At 46.0% G+C, this 24,678-nt stretch carries 21 protein-coding genes and 1 riboswitch; of the genes, 17 read left to right on the top strand and 4 right to left on the bottom strand.

Annotation, left to right across the window (positions count from 1 at the left end):
• Window position 1: 1 nt before the first annotated feature.
• The 3 genes from AC58QO_RS27185 to AC58QO_RS27195 all read right to left on the bottom strand — a co-directional run bounded on the left by AC58QO_RS27185 (window position 2) and on the right by AC58QO_RS27195 (window position 6,386).
• Complete coding sequence (locus AC58QO_RS27185; RefSeq protein ID WP_497271075.1) at window positions 2-1,342, bottom strand: spore germination protein; 1,341 nt, start codon at window positions 1,340-1,342, stop codon at window positions 2-4.
• Window positions 1,343-1,426: 84 nt separating this feature from the next.
• A complete protein-coding gene (locus AC58QO_RS27190; RefSeq protein ID WP_497271077.1) occupies window positions 1,427-3,085 on the bottom strand; it encodes a diguanylate cyclase domain-containing protein in 1,659 nt (552 codons plus the stop codon).
• A 71-nt stretch (window positions 3,086-3,156) separates the two neighbouring features.
• A riboswitch (cyclic di-GMP riboswitch) is annotated at window positions 3,157-3,248 on the bottom strand.
• Between the two features lie 204 nt (window positions 3,249-3,452).
• Window positions 3,453-6,386, bottom strand: a complete 2,934-nt coding sequence (locus tag AC58QO_RS27195) for a glycosyl hydrolase family 95 catalytic domain-containing protein (RefSeq protein ID WP_497271079.1) — start codon at window positions 6,384-6,386, stop codon at window positions 3,453-3,455.
• A gap of 299 nt (window positions 6,387-6,685) precedes the next feature.
• Here AC58QO_RS27195 and AC58QO_RS27200 point away from each other — a divergent pair, with 299 nt between their 5' ends.
• From AC58QO_RS27200 to AC58QO_RS27250, 11 genes are all read left to right on the top strand, one after another.
• Window positions 6,686-7,429 (top strand): ABC transporter ATP-binding protein, encoded by a 744-nt coding sequence (locus tag AC58QO_RS27200; RefSeq protein ID WP_497271080.1) that lies wholly within the window; start codon window positions 6,686-6,688, stop codon window positions 7,427-7,429.
• A complete protein-coding gene (locus AC58QO_RS27205) occupies window positions 7,426-8,187 on the top strand; it encodes an ABC transporter permease (RefSeq protein WP_497271082.1) in 762 nt (253 codons plus the stop codon). The genes AC58QO_RS27200 and AC58QO_RS27205 overlap by 4 nt, the downstream gene beginning before the upstream one ends.
• Before the next feature lie 175 nt (window positions 8,188-8,362).
• On the top strand, window positions 8,363-9,298 hold the full coding sequence (locus tag AC58QO_RS27210) for a lysylphosphatidylglycerol synthase transmembrane domain-containing protein (protein ID WP_497271084.1): 936 nt from the start codon (window positions 8,363-8,365) through the stop codon (window positions 9,296-9,298).
• 34 nt (window positions 9,299-9,332) lie between these two features.
• Window positions 9,333-10,793 (top strand): alkaline phosphatase family protein, encoded by a 1,461-nt coding sequence (locus AC58QO_RS27215; protein WP_497271086.1) that lies wholly within the window; start codon window positions 9,333-9,335, stop codon window positions 10,791-10,793.
• Complete coding sequence (locus AC58QO_RS27220) at window positions 10,786-11,535, top strand: glycosyltransferase family 2 protein (protein WP_497271088.1); 750 nt, start codon at window positions 10,786-10,788, stop codon at window positions 11,533-11,535. The genes AC58QO_RS27215 and AC58QO_RS27220 overlap by 8 nt, the downstream gene beginning before the upstream one ends.
• A complete protein-coding gene (locus tag AC58QO_RS27225) occupies window positions 11,532-13,058 on the top strand; it encodes a nucleoporin-interacting protein (protein WP_497271090.1) in 1,527 nt (508 codons plus the stop codon). The genes AC58QO_RS27220 and AC58QO_RS27225 overlap by 4 nt, the downstream gene beginning before the upstream one ends.
• 124 nt (window positions 13,059-13,182) lie before the next feature.
• Window positions 13,183-14,223: a hypothetical protein gene (locus AC58QO_RS27230; RefSeq protein ID WP_497271092.1), complete on the top strand. Its 1,041-nt coding sequence runs from the start codon at window positions 13,183-13,185 to the stop codon at window positions 14,221-14,223.
• Between the two features lie 47 nt (window positions 14,224-14,270).
• Entirely contained in the window at window positions 14,271-15,761 is a 1,491-nt protein-coding gene (locus tag AC58QO_RS27235) for a copper amine oxidase N-terminal domain-containing protein (protein ID WP_497271094.1), read from the top strand.
• Between the two features lie 90 nt (window positions 15,762-15,851).
• The gene (locus tag AC58QO_RS27240) at window positions 15,852-16,775 is read left to right on the top strand and encodes an FTR1 family iron permease (protein WP_497271096.1); all 924 of its coding nucleotides are present in this window, start codon (window positions 15,852-15,854) and stop codon (window positions 16,773-16,775) included.
• 50 nt (window positions 16,776-16,825) lie between these two features.
• On the top strand, window positions 16,826-17,593 hold the full coding sequence (locus AC58QO_RS27245; RefSeq protein ID WP_497271098.1) for a Rossmann-fold NAD(P)-binding domain-containing protein: 768 nt from the start codon (window positions 16,826-16,828) through the stop codon (window positions 17,591-17,593).
• A gap of 24 nt (window positions 17,594-17,617) precedes the next feature.
• Window positions 17,618-18,232: a fumarylacetoacetate hydrolase family protein gene (locus AC58QO_RS27250; protein WP_497271099.1), complete on the top strand. Its 615-nt coding sequence runs from the start codon at window positions 17,618-17,620 to the stop codon at window positions 18,230-18,232.
• Here the strand turns inward: AC58QO_RS27250 and AC58QO_RS27255 are convergent.
• A complete protein-coding gene (locus tag AC58QO_RS27255) occupies window positions 18,227-19,816 on the bottom strand; it encodes a PucR family transcriptional regulator (RefSeq protein ID WP_497271101.1) in 1,590 nt (529 codons plus the stop codon). The genes AC58QO_RS27250 and AC58QO_RS27255 overlap by 6 nt on opposite strands.
• A gap of 272 nt (window positions 19,817-20,088) precedes the next feature.
• On the opposite strand from AC58QO_RS27255, the gene AC58QO_RS27260 reads away from it, so the two are divergent.
• Genes AC58QO_RS27260 through AC58QO_RS27285 form a run of 6 tightly spaced genes read left to right on the top strand, consistent with a single transcriptional unit; the run spans window position 20,089 to window position 24,623 of the window.
• Window positions 20,089-20,967 carry a substrate-binding periplasmic protein gene (locus AC58QO_RS27260; RefSeq protein ID WP_497271103.1) on the top strand — a complete coding sequence of 293 codons (879 nt, stop codon included), beginning with the start codon at window positions 20,089-20,091 and terminating at the stop codon, window positions 20,965-20,967.
• A 31-nt stretch (window positions 20,968-20,998) separates the two neighbouring features.
• Window positions 20,999-21,649 carry an amino acid ABC transporter permease gene (locus AC58QO_RS27265; protein ID WP_497271105.1) on the top strand — a complete coding sequence of 217 codons (651 nt, stop codon included), beginning with the start codon at window positions 20,999-21,001 and terminating at the stop codon, window positions 21,647-21,649.
• A gap of 12 nt (window positions 21,650-21,661) precedes the next feature.
• Window positions 21,662-22,441: an amino acid ABC transporter ATP-binding protein gene (locus AC58QO_RS27270; protein ID WP_497271107.1), complete on the top strand. Its 780-nt coding sequence runs from the start codon at window positions 21,662-21,664 to the stop codon at window positions 22,439-22,441.
• Between the two features lies 1 nt (window position 22,442).
• Window positions 22,443-23,345 (top strand): nitrilase-related carbon-nitrogen hydrolase, encoded by a 903-nt coding sequence (locus AC58QO_RS27275; RefSeq protein WP_497271109.1) that lies wholly within the window; start codon window positions 22,443-22,445, stop codon window positions 23,343-23,345.
• 12 nt (window positions 23,346-23,357) lie between these two features.
• Window positions 23,358-24,131: a sulfite exporter TauE/SafE family protein gene (locus AC58QO_RS27280; RefSeq protein WP_497271111.1), complete on the top strand. Its 774-nt coding sequence runs from the start codon at window positions 23,358-23,360 to the stop codon at window positions 24,129-24,131.
• Window positions 24,132-24,152: 21 nt separating this feature from the next.
• Window positions 24,153-24,623 carry a NanQ anomerase/TabA/YiaL family protein gene (locus tag AC58QO_RS27285; RefSeq protein WP_497271113.1) on the top strand — a complete coding sequence of 157 codons (471 nt, stop codon included), beginning with the start codon at window positions 24,153-24,155 and terminating at the stop codon, window positions 24,621-24,623.
• Window positions 24,624-24,678 lie beyond the last annotated feature (55 nt).

A 24,678-nucleotide genomic window follows, 5' to 3' on the forward strand; every position in this document is an offset into this window, starting at 1 on the left:
CTTACTTTGACCCCTTTCTAAAGTGGTGGTGAGCTTTGGCCTCAAGTTTGGGAATGTATAGGGCCAAATAAGGTTGTCCAAAGCTTCTAAGGCTGCACCAATAGGAAATCAAAATGAAGCCAAGAACGACGACACCCAGTAACCCAAAGAATATAGAAGCCATCACAAAAATATATTTAACGAAGCGTACCGAGTAGCCAAAGCCGTTATTTGGAATAACGAAATTAGAAATCGCGACCACGGAGGTCACAATGATCATAATACTGCTGACTAACCCAGCTTGTTGGATCGCTTGCCCTAGAATGAGGCCCCCAACCGTTGTTGCAGTAGAGCCAATATAGCGCGGCAGCCTGAGACTAGCCTCGTTCAAGGCTTCTATCATGAATAGCATGATGAAGACTTCGATAAAGGACGGATACGGGACAACAACACGGCTTCCTGCGATCGAAAGTGTCAATTGGACGCGAAGCACTTCTGGATTATAAGAGACAATTGCAATATAAAGAGCTGGCAGCGTAATTGTTAAAAACATAGCGAAATAGCGGAGCAGGACTAGGCACTTGCTCATCCAATAGGATTCATAATCATCATCCATGGCATGCAGGAAATCGAAGAGCCGAACAGGAAGCACGAGTCCGAATCGGCTTCCATCTTGAAGAAGAGCGATTTTTCCTCGTTCAAGATTGGCTGCGATACGATCTGGCCTCTCGGTTTGGAGGATGATAGGGAAAAAGCGATGCCTCCGCCCGGATAGCGACTGCATGAGTTGGCCGGCTGCTTGGAGAACTTTGATTTGTATGCGGGCAATTCGCTCATTTAATAATCCAAGGACATCTTCATTGACAAGATTTTTATCATATAGGACGGTAATACGCGTATTCGAAATTTGTCCAATTATATGCTTTTCAACACAAAGGGAGGGCGCATTATAGCGCATACGAACGAGGCTTATATTTAAATCCAAATCTTCGGTAAGGGCGCTTTGAGGCCCCTGAATCGCAACTTCTACCTGAACGGTGTCGGGCTTGTCCTGAAACTTTCGCTGTACGTCGAAGCGGTAGACTTGATCTTCTATTTGAAAGAGAACAGTTCCTTTGAGTAACAAGGGTGTCCAATGCTCCGATTGATCCACTTTACCGAAGGCCGGATTAGCGTTTAGCATACGTTCGAATTCTTCGGGGTTAAAGCAATAGGAATAAGGAATGGTCAATCCATTCTTGATTAAAGCCTGATCGCAGAGAGAAGGGAAGTAGCTCACTTCCATTTGCATATAGCCATTGTCGAGGGTGTCATAGAAGAGGTCAGCTGGATTGTTCAACTCAGCACGGATGTGTTCGATCATGCGAATTCCCCCAATTCCCTTACATTACCATTCGGCTTAGCGTGCCCTGAAAGGGGGGAGAATAATCAGTGGAGGGGGTTAACCCTATGAATATTGTTTAAAGACAGTTTTCTGGGGAAGTCTCATGGTCATACCTTGTTGGAAGAATTGGTAATTGTTTCGACCCTGATCTTTGGCGGCATACATGGCTTGGTCTGCATGCTTAAGGAGGAGCTCCTGTGTATCGCCATCGTAGGGATACATGGAGATACCAATATTCGTAGAAACATAAATATCCCCAATATCCATGCTAAAAGGAATCTCCAACAAAGCGATGATGTTCTGGGCCTGCACTCTAATCGATTGTTGATTCCCTTGGGGAAGCAAAATGATAAACTCATCGCCGCTTAGTCTGGAGACGGAACCATTCTCGGGTAAGCAACTAGCGAGTAGAGCAGCAAATTTCTGTAAAGTTTGGTCTCCAAGCAGATGACCGAAGGAATCATTAATCCATTTGAACCGATAAATATCCAGAAACAGAATACCTAAGGTCTCATGGTGTCGTTGGGCATATGTTAAAGCATGCTGGAACAGCTCATTGAATTGATTGCGATTCGGCAATCCAGTCAAATGATCGAAGTACGCTAAATGATGAATGAGTTCTTCCGATTTCCTTTTTTCCGTTAAGTCCCGGAGGTAAGCCGTATATATCGTTCTCCCCCCATAAACAATAGCTGTTATGATAATTTCGGCCGGAAACTTGCTGCGGTCTGAACGGTACGCCATAATTTCAAACCGTTTGCCAATGATGGATTCAGCCTTCTGGCTTAGCAGTTGATATAACAAAGCAGCATCTTGTCCATCCTGATCGAAAGGAAAGAGGAGATCGAATAACGTACGTTTCAGCGCTTCTTTACGCGTATAGCCGAATATGGCTTCGGAAGCGGGATTGAATTCAATGATCCAGCCCTGAGATTTGAACATGAAGATGCAATCGATGGCTGATTCTAAAATAGAAGCTTTAAGCGCAATCTGTTCCGACAATCGCCGATCCACGGAGAGCGAGCTAAAAAAGCTGATGGCAAAGATGAGCAAGGTTCCAAATGCCACATACATAGCCACGAGAATGAAGTCCATATTCACAGCATTGACACTATGCGGAGGAGCCACCGCAGGAAAAGTTATCACAGCGGATGACATGCCCATATAGTGCATGCCTGTAATTGCTATCGCCATAATGAGACTACTAATGAAGAGTCGGTGATGGTTCCGTTTGAAAAAGAAGTAAAGCGCCGTGATGGAGGCTAGGATGGCGATGACTATCGATAGCGTGAACGGTATGGGTGAATAGCGGATCGTCACATGCAGTAATGAGGCCATACCGATATAATGCATGCCGCTAATCGCTATCCCCATGAATGTACCGCCAATAAGGAACCTTGAACGGATAGAGCTCGCTTGGAAGGCGACCACAAGTCCAACCAGTGCGCCTCCGACCGCTACAAGAATGGATATACTGACAATCGAAATATTATAGGTCACGCCACTGGGCAAATGGAAAGCTAGCATCGCGATGAAATGCATGGACCATATGCCTACGCCCATAACGAGAGCACTGCATATGATCCAGCTCTTCTGATGCCATCCTTCCGAAGTGGATACTTTCCGAGCTAAATTCAAGGACGTAAACGAGGCAAGCAGCGCAATAACGAACGAAAGCAGGACCAGCACGAAATTATAACTTTCCGTTAGCGAATGATGCATAAGAGAGCCCTCCTACTATTTTCCCGGCATAAAAAAAAGGATCATCCCGAATAAAGGATCATCCCTTCAAATTCGGTAACCTGTCAACCATAGCATCCGAGTTGGCATGCTTTAGGCCATGGCTTTGCGTCTCATCGTTTCCGATGATTTGCCCTTTTCGATTTCATGTTCAAATGTAGCTCAGTACCCATTCTATCTACTACTATGTAACTATTATAGAGTAGGGAAAAATTAACTGTATATAGCGACAAATGCGGTATTTTGTCGAATATAATAAAGAAAGGTAAAGACGAACCAATTTTTTACTTTATAGGTAAAAAACACGGCTGAGTCACGTTTGAAGGTGACTCAGCCGTGTTTATGAGGTTTACTGGATTTTGAAAGATGAAATCACATTATCATTTCCCGTGGTGGCGAGATTGCTGTTATCGGCTGTGAATATCCAAGATGGTCCAGCGAAGTTGTCATCCCCATACGCAGTGACCGTTCGGCCAGGGGGAACTTTCAGCGATGAGATGGCATCATTCGGCATGCCGGCCGCGACCATTTGCGCCAGTGTATAGTTACCAGGTGCGAATGTGACAGCAGTGCCGCCATAGCTGGCATTCGGATAGAAGGTGACACCGGAGGTTGAAGCTGTGATTTTAAACGACGAGATCGCATTATCATTGCCGGTAGTGGCGAGATTGCTATTATCGGCTGTAAATGTCCATGAAGGTCCATCAAAAGCACCGTCGCCATAAGCGACCACCGTGATACCGGCAGGGACTTTGATCGACGAGATGGCATCATTGGCAATGCCTGCGGCTTGCATTTGCGAGATACTATAGCTGCCTGGCGCCAAGGAGACACCTGTACCGCCAAAGTTGCTATTCGGATAGAACGTCGGCTTCGCCCCCAAATAAGGTGCTGTACTGCCAAGAGAACGAGGCACACCGTTATAGGTAACCGTTTTAATCGTAGTATTGCTTGTGCCTGTCAATGCTTGGTAGGTGTAGCTGCTAAGCTGTTTAGCAGTTCTTTCTACAACGTATACCGTATTGGCTGCTGTAGCAAAGTTGAACTCACTGCTGGAGGAGGTAAGTACGATCGCGTTATCGGATACTCTTCGTACTTGTACCTGCTGTGTGCCCCAAGGATTCACGACGGTTGCCGTTTTCCCATACAAGCTCTTCAAGCCTACGTATTTGATTTCATTGCTTTCCTTCTCAGAGCTTACAAGGAAACCGCCGCTGGCAAGCAAGGTGAACTTGCTATTAAAGCTTGCATCGTTCGGAAGCGCTGGGAACACTCTGATTTTGTCATTATAGCTTTGGAGCAAGGATTCGTTCATGGCAGAAAGGTTTACGCCCATATACTCGAACTCACCGTTGGTATTCGTGGTGCGCCCGTTCGGATAGTCCTGATACTTCTGGACCATCGTCTTCATCCCTAGATAAGCGCCATCGCCAAGACCGAGTCGTGCGGCTTGAATCGGAGCGGGATCCCAGACATTATCGCCATACGGGTAGGGCCTGCTGTTGAAGCTATTGACCGCCATTTGATAATCAGGTGCACCGATGCCAGTAACACTGTATGGCCAAGCGAGCTCAGCGACCGTATTCTCATCGTTGCGATTCTGTGATAGCGGCGGCGTATGAGGGAAGTACTTTGTTGCGTCGTTCGGATCGACCGGATATGCGACTAGATTGTTCAAAATATTCTGCCATTGGGTTCGCAGCGTGCTGTCGAGGCCAAGCGTTTGGCTGGTTTGAATCGTGACAGGGAATAAAGCACGTACGGCTGCTAGGTCGGTGAGCGCATTCTGGACGTTCCAGTATTGCTCGTGGGCATTGGAGGAGGCCATATAGTATTTGCCCGTCGTACTATTATAGGAAAGCTTGCCTGCGTAGAATTTGGCCGCTTCTTTCATGAACGGATAGGCTGTATTACTGAGGTAAGTCGCGTCATTGGTGTATTTGTATTGATTGTACATATTAAGAGCCGCTTCAGCGCCAGTGGAGAAAATATTTTTCGTATAGTCACTGCCGATCGTGCCGGCTGCACTTGCATTCCAGCCCATCGTCTCGGGTACCCAGATACCGTCAATGCCATAACGGGTGTTGGTGTAGGATTTTAACGTATTAAAATTACGGCTGTACAAATTGTTAAAGGTGTTAACGATTTCGGGATGGTTGGAAGACAGGAACGAGTGGTAGACGTCACGTTGATTCCAATACCAGTAGGCATTGCTCCATTTGCCGCTATCATTATCGTTTACCCCGCTGAATACGCCATTAATAAAATGGAACGGATAATTCCCATAAGCACCTGCGGCAATGATAAACGTGCTCAGGTAATAGAAATTTTCCAAATAATCCGCATCACCCGTGGCGTTCGAATACTGAACAAAGGATTTGTTCCAGAAGCTGTGCCACCAGTTCTTGTAATTGGTTAAGGTTGTCGCATACCCCGTATTCTTCACATTGTTAAGAATGTTCTTAGCCTGGTTAATAGAATCAAAGCTAGGGGCATTGAGCCGGCTTGCGCTGGCGATCCAGATCGTATAACTCGAGGAAGGCGTAATATTCAATCTCACCTTACTGCCATTCACCGATTGCGTTGTAAAGCTCGCTCCCTCAACAGTTGCAGCCAGTGTGTAGCCGAAATGATTCGCATCGGTCTGTCCGCGGCTCAGACCAACCACCGTCGGATCAACAAACGTGGAAACTGTCCGCCATGTATTGATATCCGGCACGTCGCCACCGCTGAAGGTGCTTACATCCCACAGGCTTAAATCAAGCGCCACGCTGGATAAACCCGTGCGGCTGTCATCCACATGGATGCCCATGACCTCCGAATTGGGAGATCCCATAATCGTCACCGTGCGATTCGAATCGTACTTGGTTGTCAGCACGCCATCATATAAGGATAGCCGCTGTTGATAAGTCGTATATCCCGTATCTAATCCTGGGTTCGTATACAGATTAACTAAACCTTGCGAAGCGAAGCCTTCTTCCGAAGCATCCACGCCCGAAACCTGCATCGTAAGACCTCCGGTCGTATTCCAGACCATACCGCCCACCTTGCCGTTGCCAACCATTAATCCGCTTTTGGTTTCCGTGACAGGTGAGTTAAAAACCACATCATGCTTAGAGAGATAACTTGCGTAGTCTACATTTAAAGTGCCTGCTCCTGTGTTAAAGGAGTGGCTAGTCGGGCTTGCCATAGCCGTCCCCATCACGAGACTAGATGAGAGAATGGAAGATACGGCGACGATAGACACAAGTCTTTTCTTGAACTTTTTGCTAACAGCCTTCATGAACTTAGACCTCCATACGTTCGATTTGTGATTCGAATTGCTTGCTTCTGAGCACTTGTTTTGAAAGCGCATTCAAATAATTTCGTTATGGACAGTGACACACTCCTCTTTCGTTTCAGATTCTCAAGCCTATGTTTAGCTTATCGCCTTTTCATTCGGGCGAGAGTGGAAAATTCTCTTGAAAAAAGTTGAAAAATCCATGATGACACAACATTTATTGTTCTGTTTCTTGTATTGACCCACTTGAAGTCAGTGCTACAATAAGGAAATATCTCAAATGCTCTGAAAGGAAACCTATGATGTTTGAAATTAATCAATTAGCCAAGCTAGCGTTTGATCTAGAGAAAACGAAATCTCCTTACACATTTTCAAATATTAATGTAAACATACAGCAAGCTGAACGAATTTCACTTATTGGTGCATCGGGGCAAGGTAAAAGCACGCTGCTGCGTACCCTGGCTTTGCTGAATACCCCTGACGAGGGGGAAATGACTTTCGAGGGAGCATCCTTTAGAGAGATGGGTCCACGGCAATGGAGGAAACAAATCTGCTATGTTGCTCAGCAAGCTGTCATGTTAACTGGGAGTGTAGAAGATAATTTAAGTACGGCTAGTCGGCTTCATGGCCAGTCATTTGATCGAAAGCTTGCAGGCGAACTACTAGATACCTCAGGACTAAATGGGCTGGATCTCAACAAGAATGCCCGAGAATTGTCCGGAGGGGAAATGCAGCGAATTGCCTTAATCAGGTCCATGCTTTTACGCCCAGCAGTACTGCTTCTAGACGAGGTTACATCATCCTTAGACACGATGAATACAAGGGCCGTAGAGCAGCTGCTTCATGAGTGGCATCAAAGAGAAGGGACCACGATGATTTGGGTTACTCATGAGCTGGAACAAGCATCACGTACGAGTGAGCGAGTCTGGTTTATGTCTGGTTGCACAATTGGGGAAGATGCGTCGACAAAGCAATTCTTTAGAGAGCCTTCATCAGAGGCGGCCAGGACATTTATCGGGTTTACGAGAGATGAGGTTCAATCATGACCATGCTGTCACTTAGTTTCACGTTGCTGTTTGTTTTGGCAACCATGATGATTTCGTTTTGGCAGAAGCTTGGATTAGAGAAAGAGATAGCGGTTGGCACGATAAGATCAACATTGCAATTATTATTTATCGGGTATGTCTTGCATTATATTTTCTTAACAGATCATGTTGTGTATTTACTGATTATTATTTCCCTAATGATAGCTGTCGCATCGTGGAATGCAGCTAAGCGAGGCGACGGAATGCCCGGCATTATATGGCGAATTGCCTTTGCGATCATGACAGTGGAAATTCTGATGATGAGTCTGCTTCTTGGGCTGCATTTAATTGAATCTACACCGCAATACATCATACCGCTTAGCGGCATGACCATCGGAAACGCTATGATTGTCTCAGGCTTGTTCATTAGCCAACTCAAAAGAGAAGTACTTTCTTCGAAAGGTGAGATTGAAGCGCTGTTGTCAATCGGAGCCACTGCTGGACAAGCGCTGCATGAAGTTAGAAAACGAGCGGTCAAATTTAGTATGATCCCAACCATTGACGGCATGAAGACAGTAGGACTTGTCCAGCTTCCCGGCATGATGACAGGGATGATTGTGGCTGGCGCTGAGCCAGTTGAAGCTGTACGCTACCAAATACTCATGGTATTTTCCTTTACAGGATCTGCTGCAATTACAAGCATACTTTTGAGCGTCCTTAGTTATAAGTTAGTGTTTTCAGAGTATTTGCAGTTAAAAACATTTCGGGATAATAAATGAAGACAAACTACTTTCTGTTGAAAATGAAAGACAAGAAGGACCTGAGGTATACCCTCAGGTTTTTTATTTCATCCTGCAAATATTTGATTGACGTAACCGCTTAAACCCCCTATACTGACCATGATTCTCATTCTCATGAGATGGTAGATTGAATCCCAAAGAAGGTACTATAGGAATGTTCACAAAGAAACAAGTGGTTCGTTTGATAGCGATCATTCTGGTCGTTTGTTCAATTGTATTAACATGGCAATGGTTCGATTCGAAGGAATGGCTCCAAGATGTAGGGCAGCTTTTCCATCAACCGAAGTGGCTGGTTTTCATGGTTGTCATCTACCTAGCGTCCTTTCTTCTCAAAGCAACAGCTTGGCGAATATATACGGGACAAGAGGTTAAATTCGCGGTTTATTTTCATGCCATTAGCTACAGCTTGCTCGTAAACCACTTGCTTCCGATTAAGGTGGGAGATGGTGTTCGTACAGGCTTATTGATGAAAAATGGCGGGAAGTCATGGGAAGACGCTCTGCATTCGGTCGCCGTTATGCGTCTGCTCGATATGCTGGTACTTGCAGGCATTGGGGGCATAGGTATCGTCCGCATGGGTTTGCCCTCTTCATGGATATGGGTGATCTTGCTGGCAAGTGCGACAGTGATACTCGCAACGGCACATTACTTGCCTGTGATTCGCAGAATCCCATTTGTCGTCAAGCATTCGGCCTATTTTCAGATGAAAATGCTTTCGGGCAAAGGGCTTGTTATTCTGAGCTTAATCACGCTAAGTTGGGTGCTGGAAGCGGGTGTTATTTATGCTGTTGCCCAAATCATAGGGTTGCAGCTGGGCAGTATTTCTCTTATTTGGGCCAATAGTATGACGATTGCTGGTCAAATCTTTCATATCACACCAGGGGGCATTGGCACCTATGAAAGCACGATGAGCGGTTCGCTGACCCTGCTAGGTGTAGATGGGAAAGAAGCGTATAGAGCGGCACTCTTGTCGCACACGTTCAAATTTCTATTTGCCTATGCGTTAGGGGGCTATTCCCTGCTGCGGATGCCGCTGCATTGGCGAGAAATGAAAGAGTGGATGGGCCGAGTTACAGGTCGAACCAAGTGACCATTACATAGCAAAGTACGGAAGGAAGATTAATATGAAAAAAGCATCATCTTTTGAAATCGTTGCAGCTCGCTGCTGGAACTTATTGAACGAGGGGAAACCTTTTACACCGATCTTCGTTGTTGGCGTTTTCCTGCTTTACCATATCGGCGTATGGTCGGATCCTAGCTTTTGGAGTGCGGCAGGTTTAGGACTTCTGGTGACGATTCCACTTTTCGTACTCTATTATTGCTTCGATTTTCCGCTGTTCTTACGCAATTATTTATGGATGCCGCTTATTGCAGCACTTCTGATTTGGGAACGAAATGATTTCTCGCTATATGTCCTGGCACTAGGCTTGTTTTTCTTCTTTACGATTTATTTCTGGGGTACGTTCTACTATCACTTAAGAATAGGTACGACATGGTGGAATTTCACACGCTTCTGGAAGCTTGTCCTCAAGAATAGTGACTCGACGAGTGGTAATGCGCAGGAGCAAATGCCTAAGTTTCTGCTGCTGCTATTCGTATGGAGTCATTATTATCGTCAGTTTGAGGCGGGTGTTTCTGCAGATGTGGGAACGGGGCTGCTATTTGCTGGCGGCTTGTTAGTTTACGCATTTATTCTTCACCGTTATTTATTCGATTGGAAGCCGGCTGAAATTCCTACCTATACACGAGATTCAAGTCCTGTACAAGCGGGCGGAGAAGCACTCAACCAGAAGGTTATCGTAATCGTTGTCGACGGTATGCGCAAAGAGCGCTTTGAGGAAGCACATGCACCATTTATGAAGAAATTGCGAGCAGAAGGCACTGAATATGCGCAAATGGAGACCGTTTATCCGGCGCGTACAGTTGTCTGCTTCTCCTCGATGTTCACGGGAACTTATCCACGTGAGCACGGCATTCGCTCCAATATGGTGTGGAGGCTAGGTATTCGGGTTGAGAGTATTTTTGATTCCCTGCGTAAAGTGGGGAAAAAAGGGCGTTTGCTGGGGATCGCTCACTTAATCGACTCCATGGGAGACGATGTTGAGAGTGTGACCGCTGTCATGCACAACGATGTTGCGGATCGAAACATCATAGAACGAGCCAAGAAGATTATGGCGGAGCAAAATCCGGACTTACTCGTTGCCCAATTGATTGGGGTTGACCAGACAGGCCACAGTCGAGGCGTTCTCTACGACGATTACACGCAAAAGATTGCCGAAGCAGATCAACTCATTGAAGAGTTCGTCGGCTGGCTCGAAGAGCGCGGCATGATGGCGAATACGACACTGATCATCTGTGCCGATCACGGGCAGGCAGACGGCATTGGCGGACATGGACATCTCGATGAAGGCGAGCGTTATGTGCCTTTCTTCCTGCACGGTCCTACCATCGAAGCGGGCCGCCGCATTGATGAGAAGCACTCACTCGTATCCATGGCGCCGACGCTGGCTTACCTGCTGGGAGCACCCTTCCCAAGCCACAGTCGTGGACCAGTTCTAACGGAGGCGATCAAACATCATGTCTAAGAAAAAAATCATTGTTTTCATGCCTGCACATAATGAAGAAGAGAATATCAGCGGGGTCATTGCCCGCGTTCCGAGAGATTTCCACCCGCAGTATGCGGTGGAAGTGCTCGTGATCGACGACGGGTCCAAGGACCGCACCGTCCAAGTAGCACGCGATGCGGGTGCTGACCACATTGTGTCGTTCCCGCACAATCGAGGGCTCGGCGCTGCCGTTCGCGAAGGGCTGAAGCAATGCTGCCATCTCGGCGGCGACATTGGCATCATGATCGATGCGGATAATGAGTATCCGCCGGAGCAAATCCCTGACGTCCTTGCGCCCATTATGCTAGGGCGTGCAGACTACACCTTTGGCTCACGCTTCAAAGGCCAAATTCAAGGGATGAAGCTGCATCGCCGCTTAGGCAACTATACCTTTACATTGCTGCAGGCGATCTTGCTGCGCAGATGGATTTATGACGGCCAGTCAGGGATGCGCGGATTCTCACGCGATGCCATGGAGAATGCCGCCATTATCCATGACTACAACTACGCCCAGGTGCTCACGATTAATCTGGTTCGTCAGGGCTACCGATTGGAAGAGATTCCGATCTCGTACCAAGTTCGGACCAAGGGCCAATCCTTCATCAAATTCAGACAGTATGTGTCTTCCGTGCTTCCGGCGATTTACAAAGAAATGAGACGTCCCGTCTCCCGCAAGCGCAAGGTTACTGTTCAGATGCATCGAGATGAACCGAGCTTATGACACGTAACGCGTTAGCAATGGCGCTTTTTGCAGCTGCGGTTATAGCCAGTGTGACCTGCCTTTGTCTGCTATATGCGAGTCCTTATGTGCGTACATGGGACGAAGTGGACTTCACACTGGCTCTGCATCGGTATGATTTACTTGCCATGCAGCCTCATTTTCCTGGATATCCTTACTTTATTCTAGGTGGTTGGTTTATTAACCAATGGATGAATAATCCCGCTGTAGCCTTATCCGTCTTCAATACCTTAGCGGCATTAAGTTCCGCGATTCCTATGTATTTATTAGCACATCGACTGACGGGCAGCGGTATCAAGAGCCTTTTACTGCCTGCACTCGTATTAAGCAGCCCCTACATTTGGCTAATGTCCTCGCGTCCCATGTCGGAATGCGCAGGCATGGCCATGCTGTGGTGGTTTCTTTGGAGTATCCGCTTTGCGATGGATCGTCCGCATTCTGTGCTTTGCCACGGGCTAGCGCTGCTTATGTTCAGCTTTTTAATGGGCATACGCCTATCCTTCTTTCCTTACGGTTTAGCTTTAGTTCCCCTCTGGTACTCGCTTTGGCAGCAGGGGGCTACCCGTTGGAGGAAATGGCTCCGATTAGGAGGATCAGCTCTGGCAGCAGGGCTGTTTCAGTTGATTTGGGTAGCTGGTTTGGTGCTTTCCGAAGGAAACATTGCAGGCTTTTGGAAACTGTCCTTAGCCTTCGTAGAAGGTCATTTCTCTGAATGGGGCGGTGGTGTGATCTCAACGTCAATGCCGCCCGGAGATAGAATCATCCAACTATTCGGGCATAACTTGCTGGGTTCAGCCTTATTTGGTGGTTCCCTCCTCATTGGTTTGTGCTTTACTATTCTGCTAGTTGTCACTTCAGTGGCGCGGAGATTCGTTGCAGTTCCTAAGCATGAGAAAGAGAACAAGCGATATCTATCCTGGATGGTCGGCTGTGCAGTACTTTATACACTATGGGCTTTAATCGGTCAAAATATTGAAAAACCACGACATATTGTGCCGGTCGTTGCACCAATCTTATTATGCTTATTTGTTTATGTGATACGAATGGCAGATGCGGTGAAGATATCAGCCCCTAAGACGCGTCTGCTCATCATAGCGCCGAAGATCGCGTATCTGCTTCTCCTGGGTTTCATAGCTATCCAACTATTCTACGGTTCTCAGCTGCTGAAAAGGCAGGCGGTAGAAGAGCCGGCGGTCTATCAGCTGCATGACTATCTCAGCGGCTTGCAGGAGCCTCTTATCCTGTTTACGTGGGAAGAAACAAGAGTCCTTCAGTACTTGCAGGCTGACTATCAACATGAGCGCATTTATACGTATGGGTATTTTCAGTCTTTGGCGAGTGCGAATTCTGATCGGAGGGTTTTCCTAACGGATCATGTGGTGAAAGGGTTTGCCCAGCAAGGCAAATCGGTCGATGCACATCTGAAGCAGGTTGCTGAGTTTACGTCCGATCCGCTGTTTGATCCTGCGTATGGACATGTTATTTTATTCGAGTGGGTTCGTTAGTAGTAATTATAAAAAATATGGGAAAATATAAAATCCCTTTGTTAAATAATGGTTGACAGTTCTCTGGACAATGATTATCATTATCAATGACATTGAGAATCAAATTCATAACAGAGGTGAACATATGAAACGATGGCTACTAGCCGGATTGACTTTTGTTCTCGCGGCATTATTAATCCTGCCGACTTCCGCGCTGGCCTATTCTTACGGTGACGCCAATACCGAAGATGTCGCTGAAACTTTTAAACTGGTGCAAGCCAGTATTGGAGATGGAGCGAATGATTGGGGAGCTGCTGAAGGTGCTTACAAAGAAAGAAGAGCAGAGTTAGTAGCGCACTTTGGTGAAGAAATAGGCACCACTTTAGATGCTAATTTCCAGGCGAAAGACAATAAATTAGTTATTGCTAATTTCAAAGCCGTTCTTGTCATGAATTTGGATCGTCGATTCACTTATGCTGGGCAGGGAATTGATGATTACGCGGGTGCTAAGCTTCTATTGGCCAAAGCCAAGGCGACCTATGATACCCTAGAGCCCTATATGGGGTCAGGCAAAGCCGAGATTGATAAGGCGTTTGATGCTGCTCTCGAAGCACTGGGTAATCCAGGATTGTTCGGAGTAGGGAAGAAGCCTGTGCAGCCAGCTGTATTTAAGGAGAAGGTTGATTTTATCTATGGTAAGGTAAAGCCGCTATTCCCTTATAAGGCTTTCACTACACCAGTGGCAACAAGTACGCCGACGCCTACCGCTAAGCCGGTAGAGACGCCGAAGCCAGAGCCAGTTGTAAAGGTAGAGGTTAGTCCTAAACAAGAACAACCTGCTGCAACAAAAGATACGAAACCGGCGGAGACAAAGGCGCCTGAAGCAGCAGCAACTGTGGAGACAAAGGCACCTGAACCATCCGCATCGGCATCGGCAAGTCCGAGTCCAAGTCCATCACCGACTGCTGAGGCAGCTAAGCCTACATCAACTGTAGAAGCACCTGCTAAAGCTACAGAGACTTCCAGCGCAGCTGTGAAAGCTGAGCCTGTGAAAGAAGCAGCCGCCCATGCGCCAATGCAGCGCACAGACAAAACGAATCCATGGGTCAGCATATCTGTCATTGGTGGGGTTATCATTGTACTGGGTGGAGCTGTATGGTTTGCCCGCAAAAGGAAATGGATTTAACCGTAAGGTCAACCAATAAATTGAGATGAATAGAGGAGAAATTTATCATGCGTAAATTTTTAGCTGTAGTTTTAAGTGCTTCAATCGCTCTATCTAGTGTTGTTACCGTTTCATCCGTTGCTTTTGCAGAAACAAAATTCCAAATCAAAGAAGATCAAACGATCTCCGCTAGCCTTAAATCTTTCACAGATATTAAAGCACTCTTCACAGATAAAACGGATAAAACCGTTCTTGCTGATATTAAGAAATTATACGTAGATAAATTCCAAACTGATGTTAAACGTTTAGATGTCAACATCAAAGCAGATGATCCTAAAATGGATGCGAACATCTTGCTTATTCTGGATGCTGCCATTAAAGGTGACTTGTCAGTTGGTGCAGCGAATGAAGCGATCGACAAAGGGTTGCAATGGTATTTCTTCTTCGCACTTCGTGATTTGATGAGCAACCAAGTGCGTCCTGCTTTGACCAAGGGTGACATCGCTGGAGCGACGGCTGCTTTCGATAAGGTCGTTCAAATTTATGAAGGCGCGCTTCAACCAAACGTTGTGAAACGTGATACGAAGTACAGCTTGAACATGGTTGCTCTTTTGAAAACGACAATTGAATTGATCCAAAAAGATATCAAAGACAATAACTTGAATGACTTTAACTTCCACCGTCAAATCCTTGACAAAACATTGATTAAAAACTATGCGCTTGCAACTTATACATACGCAGAAAACGTTGGTTTGGCTACGCCAGATAACCAAGCAAAAGCAATCACAGAAGGTTACTTCCTCTTTATGCCTGTTTACACATACCTCAAAGGTGGAAGCCCTGCTGATGCTGACTTCGTTAAAAATGCCTTCGCTTCAGGCGATGCTAGCAAAATCAAACAAGCTGAAATCGGCGATGCCCTTCAACGTACGATGATCGGTAAAGTATCCGAATACCTTAACCAAATTCTAGTTAAACAAGAAGCTGGTGACTTACAAGGTGCACGCGGATATGTTGCTGAAGGTACAATGTTCCTTGCTAGCCAAGAAGTATTCTTGGGTAAAGAGAAATTTGCAGCTGCAAGTGTTGCTGCTACGAAGTTAACAGAAGCTGTTGATAAATCTGATGCTGCAGCTACGAACGCTTCTATTTTTGAAATTGTAAAATTCCTTGTTGACAAAGATGGTTCCAGCTTAAAAGTTGGAGACAAAGGATATAAAGTAAATGGCGCTGCTTTCACAGCTGAGAATGCTCCGTTCATTAACCCGGAAACTAATCGTACGCTAGTACCAGTTCGTCCTATTGCTCAAGCAATCAATGCGCAAGTTGAATGGGTTGAAGCAACTCAAACGATCGTTATCACGAAAGATGGCAAGAAAACAGAAATCAAAGCTGGTTCTGATCAAGTTGTTGAGAATGGTAAAGTAAATGATAAAGTCAAATTGGATCAGCCGGTTCTTCTTCAAAACGGCAGCTCTTTCATCCCATTGCGTGCAGTAGCCGAGTTGTTCAGCTATGGCGTATTCTATCAAAACGGTGACATCATTATCCTTCGCTAATCATTTCGTTTATATGGGAGACACTTGTGCTGCATAAGCGCAAGTGTCTTTCAATGTTCAGATGCAAGGTAAGAGAATAGGAGGCAGATCATGGATTTACAGGCATTTCTCATTACGTTTCGCGAAGCGCTTGAAGCCATTCTCATTGTAGGTGTCATCCTTACTTATTTAACGCGTATTGATGCGATCCACTGGCATAAATGGGTATGGGTTGGCGTGTTTTTCGCCATAGTCGTTAGTTACGGCTTGGCCTTGGCATTCCAAGTATTATTAACGGGATTTGCCAGTATGGGGAGTCAGAATTACTTAAAAATCGGGATCATGCTCGTCTCTTCCGGTTTATTGACACATATGATTATGTTCATGGGCAAGCAAAGCAGTGAGATGCAAGGCAAGGTTCAGAGCAAGGTTGCTCATATTTTGACCATTGGCGGCGCCATTAATATGGTTGTTCATTCCTTTCTGGTTGTTGTGCGCGAAGGAGTGGAGACGGTATTCTTCTTCGCTGCTATTACGGGTGGCGACATTCAGAAAGCGCTTGAAAGCTGGGGGGCTTTATTCGGTCTGGTGCTAGCCGCAGTGGTTGGACTTCTCTTTTTCAAAGGGACAAAGAAGATTCGTTTGAGTACGTTCTTCCGCATAACCGCTGTCTTCCTTATGATGATTTCTGCGGGACTTTTTGTTCAAGCGATTGGTATCATGCAGGATTTAGGGATCATTGGCAGCTTATATCGAACAGCAGGACACCAGATTGGTGAAATTTATAATATTACAGCCTTTATGCCAGAGCACCCTATTGACGGTGTGCAATATCTGCGTGATTATGGGAAAGAGCCATTGATTAACGGCCAAGTCGGTATTTTCTTTAAGGCATTCCTCGGGTATACACAGAATCCTTCGCTGGAGGAATTTGTTGGTTACTGGGGATACTACTTCTTAGTGTTCATCCTGTTGGCTGTGCAGAAAAAGCGTCAGGAAAAGGAGCAGATTCAGGAAGATAAAGTGGCTGCATAATAGATGAGGACGAGACGATGGATGAATGATCAACATGAGGAGCGCGGATAATGATGAAGATAGGAATTGTTGGATATGGCCATGTTGGCAAAGCGATTCATGCCTTATTTCCCAAGGCTGCTGTATATGATGGACCACTACACATGGGCAGCCAAGATGAAGTGAACGCATGTGATATGGCATTCGTCTGTGTTCCGACACCTTCGCTTCCAAGCGGCAAATGCGATACGTCCATAGTGGAAGAAGTCATGCTATGGCTGACAGCCAAAGTGATCGTCATTCGCTCTACCATTCCCGTGGGCTTCACGGACGAAATGAAGGAACGTACAGGGAAGAGGATCGTATTCCAACCGGAATATTATGGGGAAACGGTGGATCACCATTTTGCGGACCTGCGTCACCGCACGTGGCTCACTTTGGGCGGTGCATCAGCAGATGCAAGCGTTGTGGTTCGTGCCTATCAGCAGGTGTATAACGCTGAAGTGAGGATTCGGCTGACGGATGCCCGTACAGCAGAAATGGCGAAGTACATGGAGAATTGCTTCTTGGCGCTGAAGGTGTCGTTTTGCAATGAATTCTATGATATCGCCGGCGCTCATGGCATTGACTACAATGAACTGCGTGAAGTGTGGCTGGAGGATCCTCGCATCGGGCGAAGTCATACGTTCGTCTATGAGGATAACCGTGGCTATGGAGGCAAATGTCTGCCCAAGGATGTTCACGCACTCATCAGCATGGCGGAGGATAAGGACGTGAACGTCGATTTAATGAGATCGGTCCAACAGAAAAATAGTCGACTTCGGGATTTGACAGAGTAGAGAAAAGAAGGGGGATCTCATCTCATGAATATCCAAGCGTACCTGAATGAAACCCGCAAAATTATTGGTGTGGGGCCGAATTTCAAAGCGTTTCGCGCTCAAAAGGGGATCACCCATGAGGAGGATCCCTTCCTTTTTATGAAGTCTCCGCAGAGCTTAACGGTAGAGACGGATATATATTTGCCACCGCAGCTAACGGAATTCATCTGTGAGGTGGAGATGGCTGTTATTATCAGTCAAGAAGTCAGAAACATTGCGGAAGAGGATGTACCGTCCATTGTTGCAGGCTATGCCATTGCTAACGACATAACGGCGAGTGCGCATTTTGATACAGGAAGATTCAAGATGTTTGATCAGATGACCCCGATAGGCCCACTGGTGTCGGTTATTGATCCTCGTCAGGTGGATATTGAAATGTGGGTGAATGGTAAGCTCATACAAAAAGATAATACAGCGAACCTGTTATTCTCTTCGAATTGGTTGATCTCACATATTTCACGCATGACAACGTTATGTAAAGGGGATATCATCTTAACAGGGACACCGTCGAATCCATTAACTTGTCAGATTGGCGATGTCATTGAGATGAAGAGTCTGCAGCTCGGCAACCATCAATTTACGATTCACAAGGAACTATGAGCCCATCATAGTTCCTTTTTTTGTGGCAAAAGCGAACACCTTGACAGCCATTTGCAATTGGAAACGAATGTCGGGATCCTTCAAATCAACCCCCAATAAGGTTTGAACCTTTTCTAATCGATAGACAATGGAGTTGTAATGGCAGAAGGATGCCTTCGCTGTTTCCTTAATGTTTCCCCCGAATTGTAGGTAAGTAATTAACGTGTCAACGAGCTTGGCGTTATTCTCTTTATCGAAAGCGTAGAGAGGCTGAATGTATTGGAACAGCTGTTTTTTGATGGACTCTTGATCGGACAGCACATGTACAATCGGATACATGCCGAGCTGCTCGTAGTAGCACAGGGTTTCAACGGGTTGAATGAAATCCCAGAGCTCTAGCGCGGTTAGTGTTTCCTTATATCCCTCGTGGATATCGGAAATACTTTTCATGCTGCTGATGCCAAGACGGATCTTTGGTTGTTTCAAGCATTTGTGGAGCTCCGCTTGGAGCTTTACATAGACATTTTTTTGGCTAGCCAGCGGCTTTGGGATAAGAAATACCCATTCGTTCCCCATGGGAAGCAAGATGATGCCTTGAAGGATGCAATAAGCTTTGACATTCATAAGATCTCTTGATGAAAAAGGCGGGAGCGGCGAGGTGAGGCAAACGTTATAGCTCGTTTGCAGCTGAAGTCCGCAAGAGGCTGCCTGCAGCGCTATGGCCTGCGGATCGGTAATCTCACCGAGGATCCAGGTTTTGAGAAAAAGATCTTTCTGATTATCCTCTAAGCTTCGTAAAGAATGCTGTTTACTCAGGTGCAAGGTTAGCAAGTTAACTGTATGCTGCAGCAGGAGCTGCAGCGGCTCCCATTCCCCGTGATCGCATCCCCAACAAACAAAATAGGCCATCGTTTCATTGTTTTTCTCAATCGGCAGATAGATTTTGGTTGTGTCATCACCAAGCCAATAGGAAAGAAGAACTGAGGTAGAAGTAGGCGATACAACTGGCTTAAGGTGCCGAGCATCAGGCCATTCCTTCTTAAATGTTGGATCTGTGCTATATATGTCAGATTCATTGGTAACTAAAGCAGCTTGCAAGCCGGTGCTTTTGGAGAACGTCTCAAGGAAGGTTTTACTATTTTCCCCCATAATTAGCGTGCTGGTTAGTAGTTGGATTTTATGGTGCTGCTCCATGAGCCAATTTGTTTTCTGATTGAGAATTTCCTCGAGTACTTCCGATATGGTTTGGGAGTAGCCAATTTGATAAGCCAATTCCAAGATGGGAAGTTCATATTGGTTGGAGAGTGCGACCATTTCCGCTGGAACCGTTTCGAGATACCGCTTGGTTTTGATGCCTATAGCGGCTATTCCTGTTGCAGCGAGTTTAGGGATCAGCTCATTCTGGGCATTGGGGTTGTCTTTAATCGAGTAAGCGGTTGTGAGGAGGAGATCACCATGCCTTACCCAGTTGAAAACGTCCGGTACTTCCATCACATTCACGTTGGTAATGCGACGGTTTAAGCCGTTGGCGCCACTTATGATAGGATCTTCTCCAAACAAGAAGGGTTTATGAGCGATTAATTCATTTACACTGATTCCGTTCATAGGTATAACCTCCTCAGTTATTATGTTAATAAACCTAACGTATATTGGTGGTTGAGGAAAGAGCTAATTTAGTGGAAATACTAAAAAAATCTTATGTATATAAAGGGAAAGTCGAATAAATCGTTGAATAGTACCATAGAGAGTGCTGATCCTTTGTGAAATGTTCACAATGGGGCCATGATAGATTTGTGAAGAGACTCCAATGTAAAGCGAATTATTGTGATATATAATCTAACATATAAAGACAATATACATTACGGGGAGCTGGGGAAATGAAACATGTTAAATGGATAAGTAAGGGTTTGGTTATCGCTTCGCTTTTGTTAGTTACCGCTTGTGGAGCTAAGGCAACGACAACAGGTACATCTGCAAAGCCTACCGATCAGTCAGCAGCTTCAACTACACCCGCAGTGGCAGCAACAAGCGCACCAGCAACATCAGAAACGGTTCAACAAATTAAAAAGAATGGCAAACTCGTTATTGGAACAAGCGGGAATTTCCGTCCTATGACCTTCATGAATGAACAAAGCCAGATTACGGGTCTAGATATTGATATCGGGACGATGATTGCAGAGAAGCTTGGCGTAAAGGTTGAGTTCGTGCCAGGAAATATTGCGGGCTTAATTCCAGGTCTCGTAGCAGGGAAATTTGATCTCGTGATGTCAGCCCTTTCCGAAACGGATGAGAGAAAGAAAAGTATTGATTTCTCCATTCCTTATGGAAAAGACGGCACGGTAGCAGTGACCTTGAAGGATAGCTCGAAAGTAGAGGACGTGACGAAGCTAAGCGGTCTGATTACGGGTGTTATTGGCGGATCGGCGACACATACCGTCATTAAGGAGTTCGGAGGCTTCAAAGAGCTGAAGGAATACCCAGGGAATGCGGAAGCATTCACAGATCTGAAAGCAGGACGAATCGATCTCTATGCCGTTGGTAACATTGCAGCGAATGATTACATCAAGAATGATAAGAGTGATAAACCACTTAAATTAGTTGGTAAAGTAGCTGCAGTGAAAAATATGGGTGTCGGTATGCGTAAAAATGAACCTGAATTAAAAGCAATCATTGATAGTCTGATTGACGAGAAAATGAAGGATGGCACCATCGATAAGCTGGCTACTAAATGGGTAGGGGCACCACTTCCGAAGTAATCTAAAAATAAGCAGAAAATGAGTGATTGGCATGGACTGGGAAATTGTATCCAATTATATGCCCCTCTATCTTGAGGGGGCGCTGACGACTTTCAAAATCTCCATACTAGCCATCTTGTGCGCAACAATACTTGGCTACTTTATTGCTCTGATGAGACTTTCCAGTATCAGTGTGGTTCGCGGCATTGCCTTCATATATGTATGGGTGTTTCGAGGAACTCCGTTAATGTTGACCTTGTTCTGGCTTTACTATGCAACACCATTCGGTCTCAAGCTTCCTGCGTTTATCGCAGGGCTTGCGGCCATGTCGATAAATTCAGCATCTTTTAAGTCGGAAATTATTCGAGCAGGCATCATGTCCGTGGATCGCGGCCAATTGGAGGCAGCGGATTCGATCGGGATGAATCCTTTTCAGAAAATGATTCGCATCACCATTCCGCAGGCAATTAGACTGTTAACACCGCCTTATATTAATAACTGCGTCATTATGCTGAAAGAGTCAGCCATCGTTTCGATTGTAACCGTGCCGGATTTAATGCTTGGCGCTCAACGGGCTTATAACAGTACATACAGCGTCATAGAAACGCTGGGTGTGGCAGGCGTTATTTACTTAACCATGACCAGCTCGATCATGCTGCTGCAATTCTTCATCGAAAAGAAGCTGCGTATTGCTAAGAGGTAGGAGGCAGGAGATATGATTCATATTCGTGGATTAAATAAACAGTTTCAGACGAAAAAGGTACTGGATCAAATCAATCTCGAAATTCGGGAGGGTGAGGTTGTCTCTATTATCGGGCCGAGCGGTGCGGGGAAAAGCACCTTGCTCCGCTGCATGAATCTGCTGGAGGTGCCAACCTCAGGGGAGATTTACGTCGATACGCGCAAAGCGGAATATAAGACGAACGCCCGCGGTCGCTTAACGCTGCAATCGTATATGAAATTGACCTGGCTTCGTTCAGAAGTCAGCATGGTTTTTCAGCAATTTAATTTGTGGCCGAACAAGACTGTGCTCGATAACGTAACGGAAGGTCCGCGCATTGTAAAGAAAGTCCCTCGTAAGGAAGCAGAAGCGAAAGCGATTAAACTGCTTGAGAAGGTTGGCTTGCAAGAGAAAATTAATGAGTATCCCGCTAATTTATCAGGTGGACAGCAGCAACGTGTGGCGATAGCAAGAGCATTGGCCATGGAACCGAAGGTTATTTTGTTCGACGAGCCGACGTCCGCACTAGACCCTGAATTGGTCCATGAAGTGCTCGATATTATGGTCAAGCTGGCCAAGGAAGGCATGACGATGGTTGTTGTCACACATGAGATGAACTTTGCTCGTAACGTATCTGATCGTGTTCTTTTTATGGAGGATGGTCAAATTACGATGAGCGGGAAACCAGATGAAGTCTTCCATATGAAAAATGCACGGATGAATCAATTCATGCGCAAGATCACCCATGAGGTCGAACTGAGAGGAGTTAACTAGGATGAAGATTGCCAGCAGCCAGTTTCGGGCCAAAAAATTAAGATCAATGAAAGACTTTGAGGATCATGTTCGTTGGCACGTTGAATCAGCCGTAGCACAAGGGGCGGAGCTGCTCTTATTGCCGGAATTCTTTGCGATCGAGCTGCTCACGCTGCACCATTTTGACATTAAAAGTACGGAAGATGTCACGAAAGTATTCGAGTGGTTTGGTAAAGAGTACACAGCTGCGATCAAGCAATTATGTGCCAATTTGGCCAGAGAGTATCAAATTACACTCGCTGCTGGAACGCATTTCGCTTACCAGCCGGATCGTAAATGCTATTACAATACAGCGTATGTCTTCACGGCTAGCGGTGCTGTATTCGAACAGAACAAGATCCATCCTTCCTATGAAATGGTGTATAACAAAGAATTGACCACGCCTGGCGACAAGCTGGATGTTTTCGAAATAAATGGTGTGACCTATGGCATCTCCATCTGCTATGATAACTCTTTTCCAGAAGTGGCGCGTATCCTTAGTCAAATGGGGGCTGATATTATTCTCGCGCCAACCTGTTGTCTCGATGAGTGGGGGCAGAGCCGCAATATCCTGTTCGCTCAGGCAAGAGCTTCGGAGAATCAGGTGTACGTCGTAAACAGTCACATGATTGGATCGATTCCGTTCCCAACGCATATTCCTTACGGATTTACATTCACGGGTAAAAGCGGCATCTATTCACCAATTCAACCGATGATTGGCACGCCAAATGCGATTGTCAGCCAAGGGGAAGCGAATGTGGAAATGGTCGTCGTCGGGGATATTAATCTGGATTACCTGAAGTTTATTCGCGAAAACGGACATAATCGGAATCGTACGGATATGCGGCCTTCTTTCTATCAACAATATGCCTTTCAAACAACCTGAATGAGAAAGTAGATGGCGAATGTGGACATATTAGCAACCATGCTTCTGATGGGGATGATCCTAGGGTTTGCCGGGACGGGGGGGTCAGGCTTTATAATTGGGATTCTCTTGGCGGTATTCCATATCCCTGTTCATACGGCGCTTGGCACTTCGATTGCAGCGATGGTATTTACAACCTTATCCGGTTCGATCAGTCATTTCCGAGAAGGGAATGCAAGGCTTCGCTCAGGCCTCATTATTGGGGCCTTCGGGGCGGGTGGCGCGTATGCCGGAACCTTCGTGGCTCGTATGATTGCAGCGGATCAACTGATCTGGCTGACCAGCGGTATGCTGTTCGTCTCAGGGCTCCTCATCTGGCTTCGGACAAGCAAAGTGTTCTCTGCGAAGGAGCGAGTGATTGCTGAGGAAGCTGATGAGGTAAAGAAGTTGAGGTTCTGGGTGTTAGCCGCACTGACGGGGCTCATTACAGGTTCGCTGTCTGGTGTATTCGGGATTGGATCTACCCCGTTTATTCAACTGGCTTTGCTCATTTTATTCGGCTTTCCACTCCGACAGGCGGTAGGAACGACAATGGTCGTTATTCTACCGATCGCCTTGTTCGGTTCGATAGGGTTTTTCCAAGCCGGATTCTTGGATTTTGTATTACTCGCTCAAGTCGTAGCAGGGACGATGATCGGCTCGTATATTGGGGCTAAATTTACGAAGAGAGCCCCGAAGCTGCTTCTTCGCTCTGCGATGATCATGACACCGATAGCAGGGTCGTTATTGATGCTAGTGAAAACATAAGTTGGCTAGGAGGAACCGAAGTTGATCTTAGGGGATTTCCGCAAGTGGCCAGAGGAAAAATGGTTGAGCTCAGAGCTGCTTGCACAGCATTTGGACTACCTCTATACATGCTCATTCAATGAAATCGATGATGGGGTATATCCTGTAGGAGAAGACGGCACCTATCTAGTTGTGAAAACGACAGCGACGATTCCCTTCTCGGAGGCATTGCCAGAGCGGCATCAGCGTTACATGGATATTCACTATATCCTCGCCGGATCGGAGACCATTGGGTTTGCTCGAGATTGCGAGAAGAATCAACCGGTTGAGGTGAGTCCGGTCATTGATGATCATACCTTTTTCCATGGTGTAGATAATGAAATGGCATTGACGCTTTATCCAGGGCAATATGTAATCTTTTTGCCTTCGGATGTGCACAGACCTTGGTGCAAGGGAACAGAGACGGAATATGTCAGAAAGGCTTTGCTGAAAGTGCCTATTTTTGAGAAGTAAACAATAGTATGGAAAATAGAGAAGCCAAGCCCAGTAAATCAGATTGTTGATTTAC

This window comes from Paenibacillus sp. J31R30 (genome assembly GCF_059692115.1).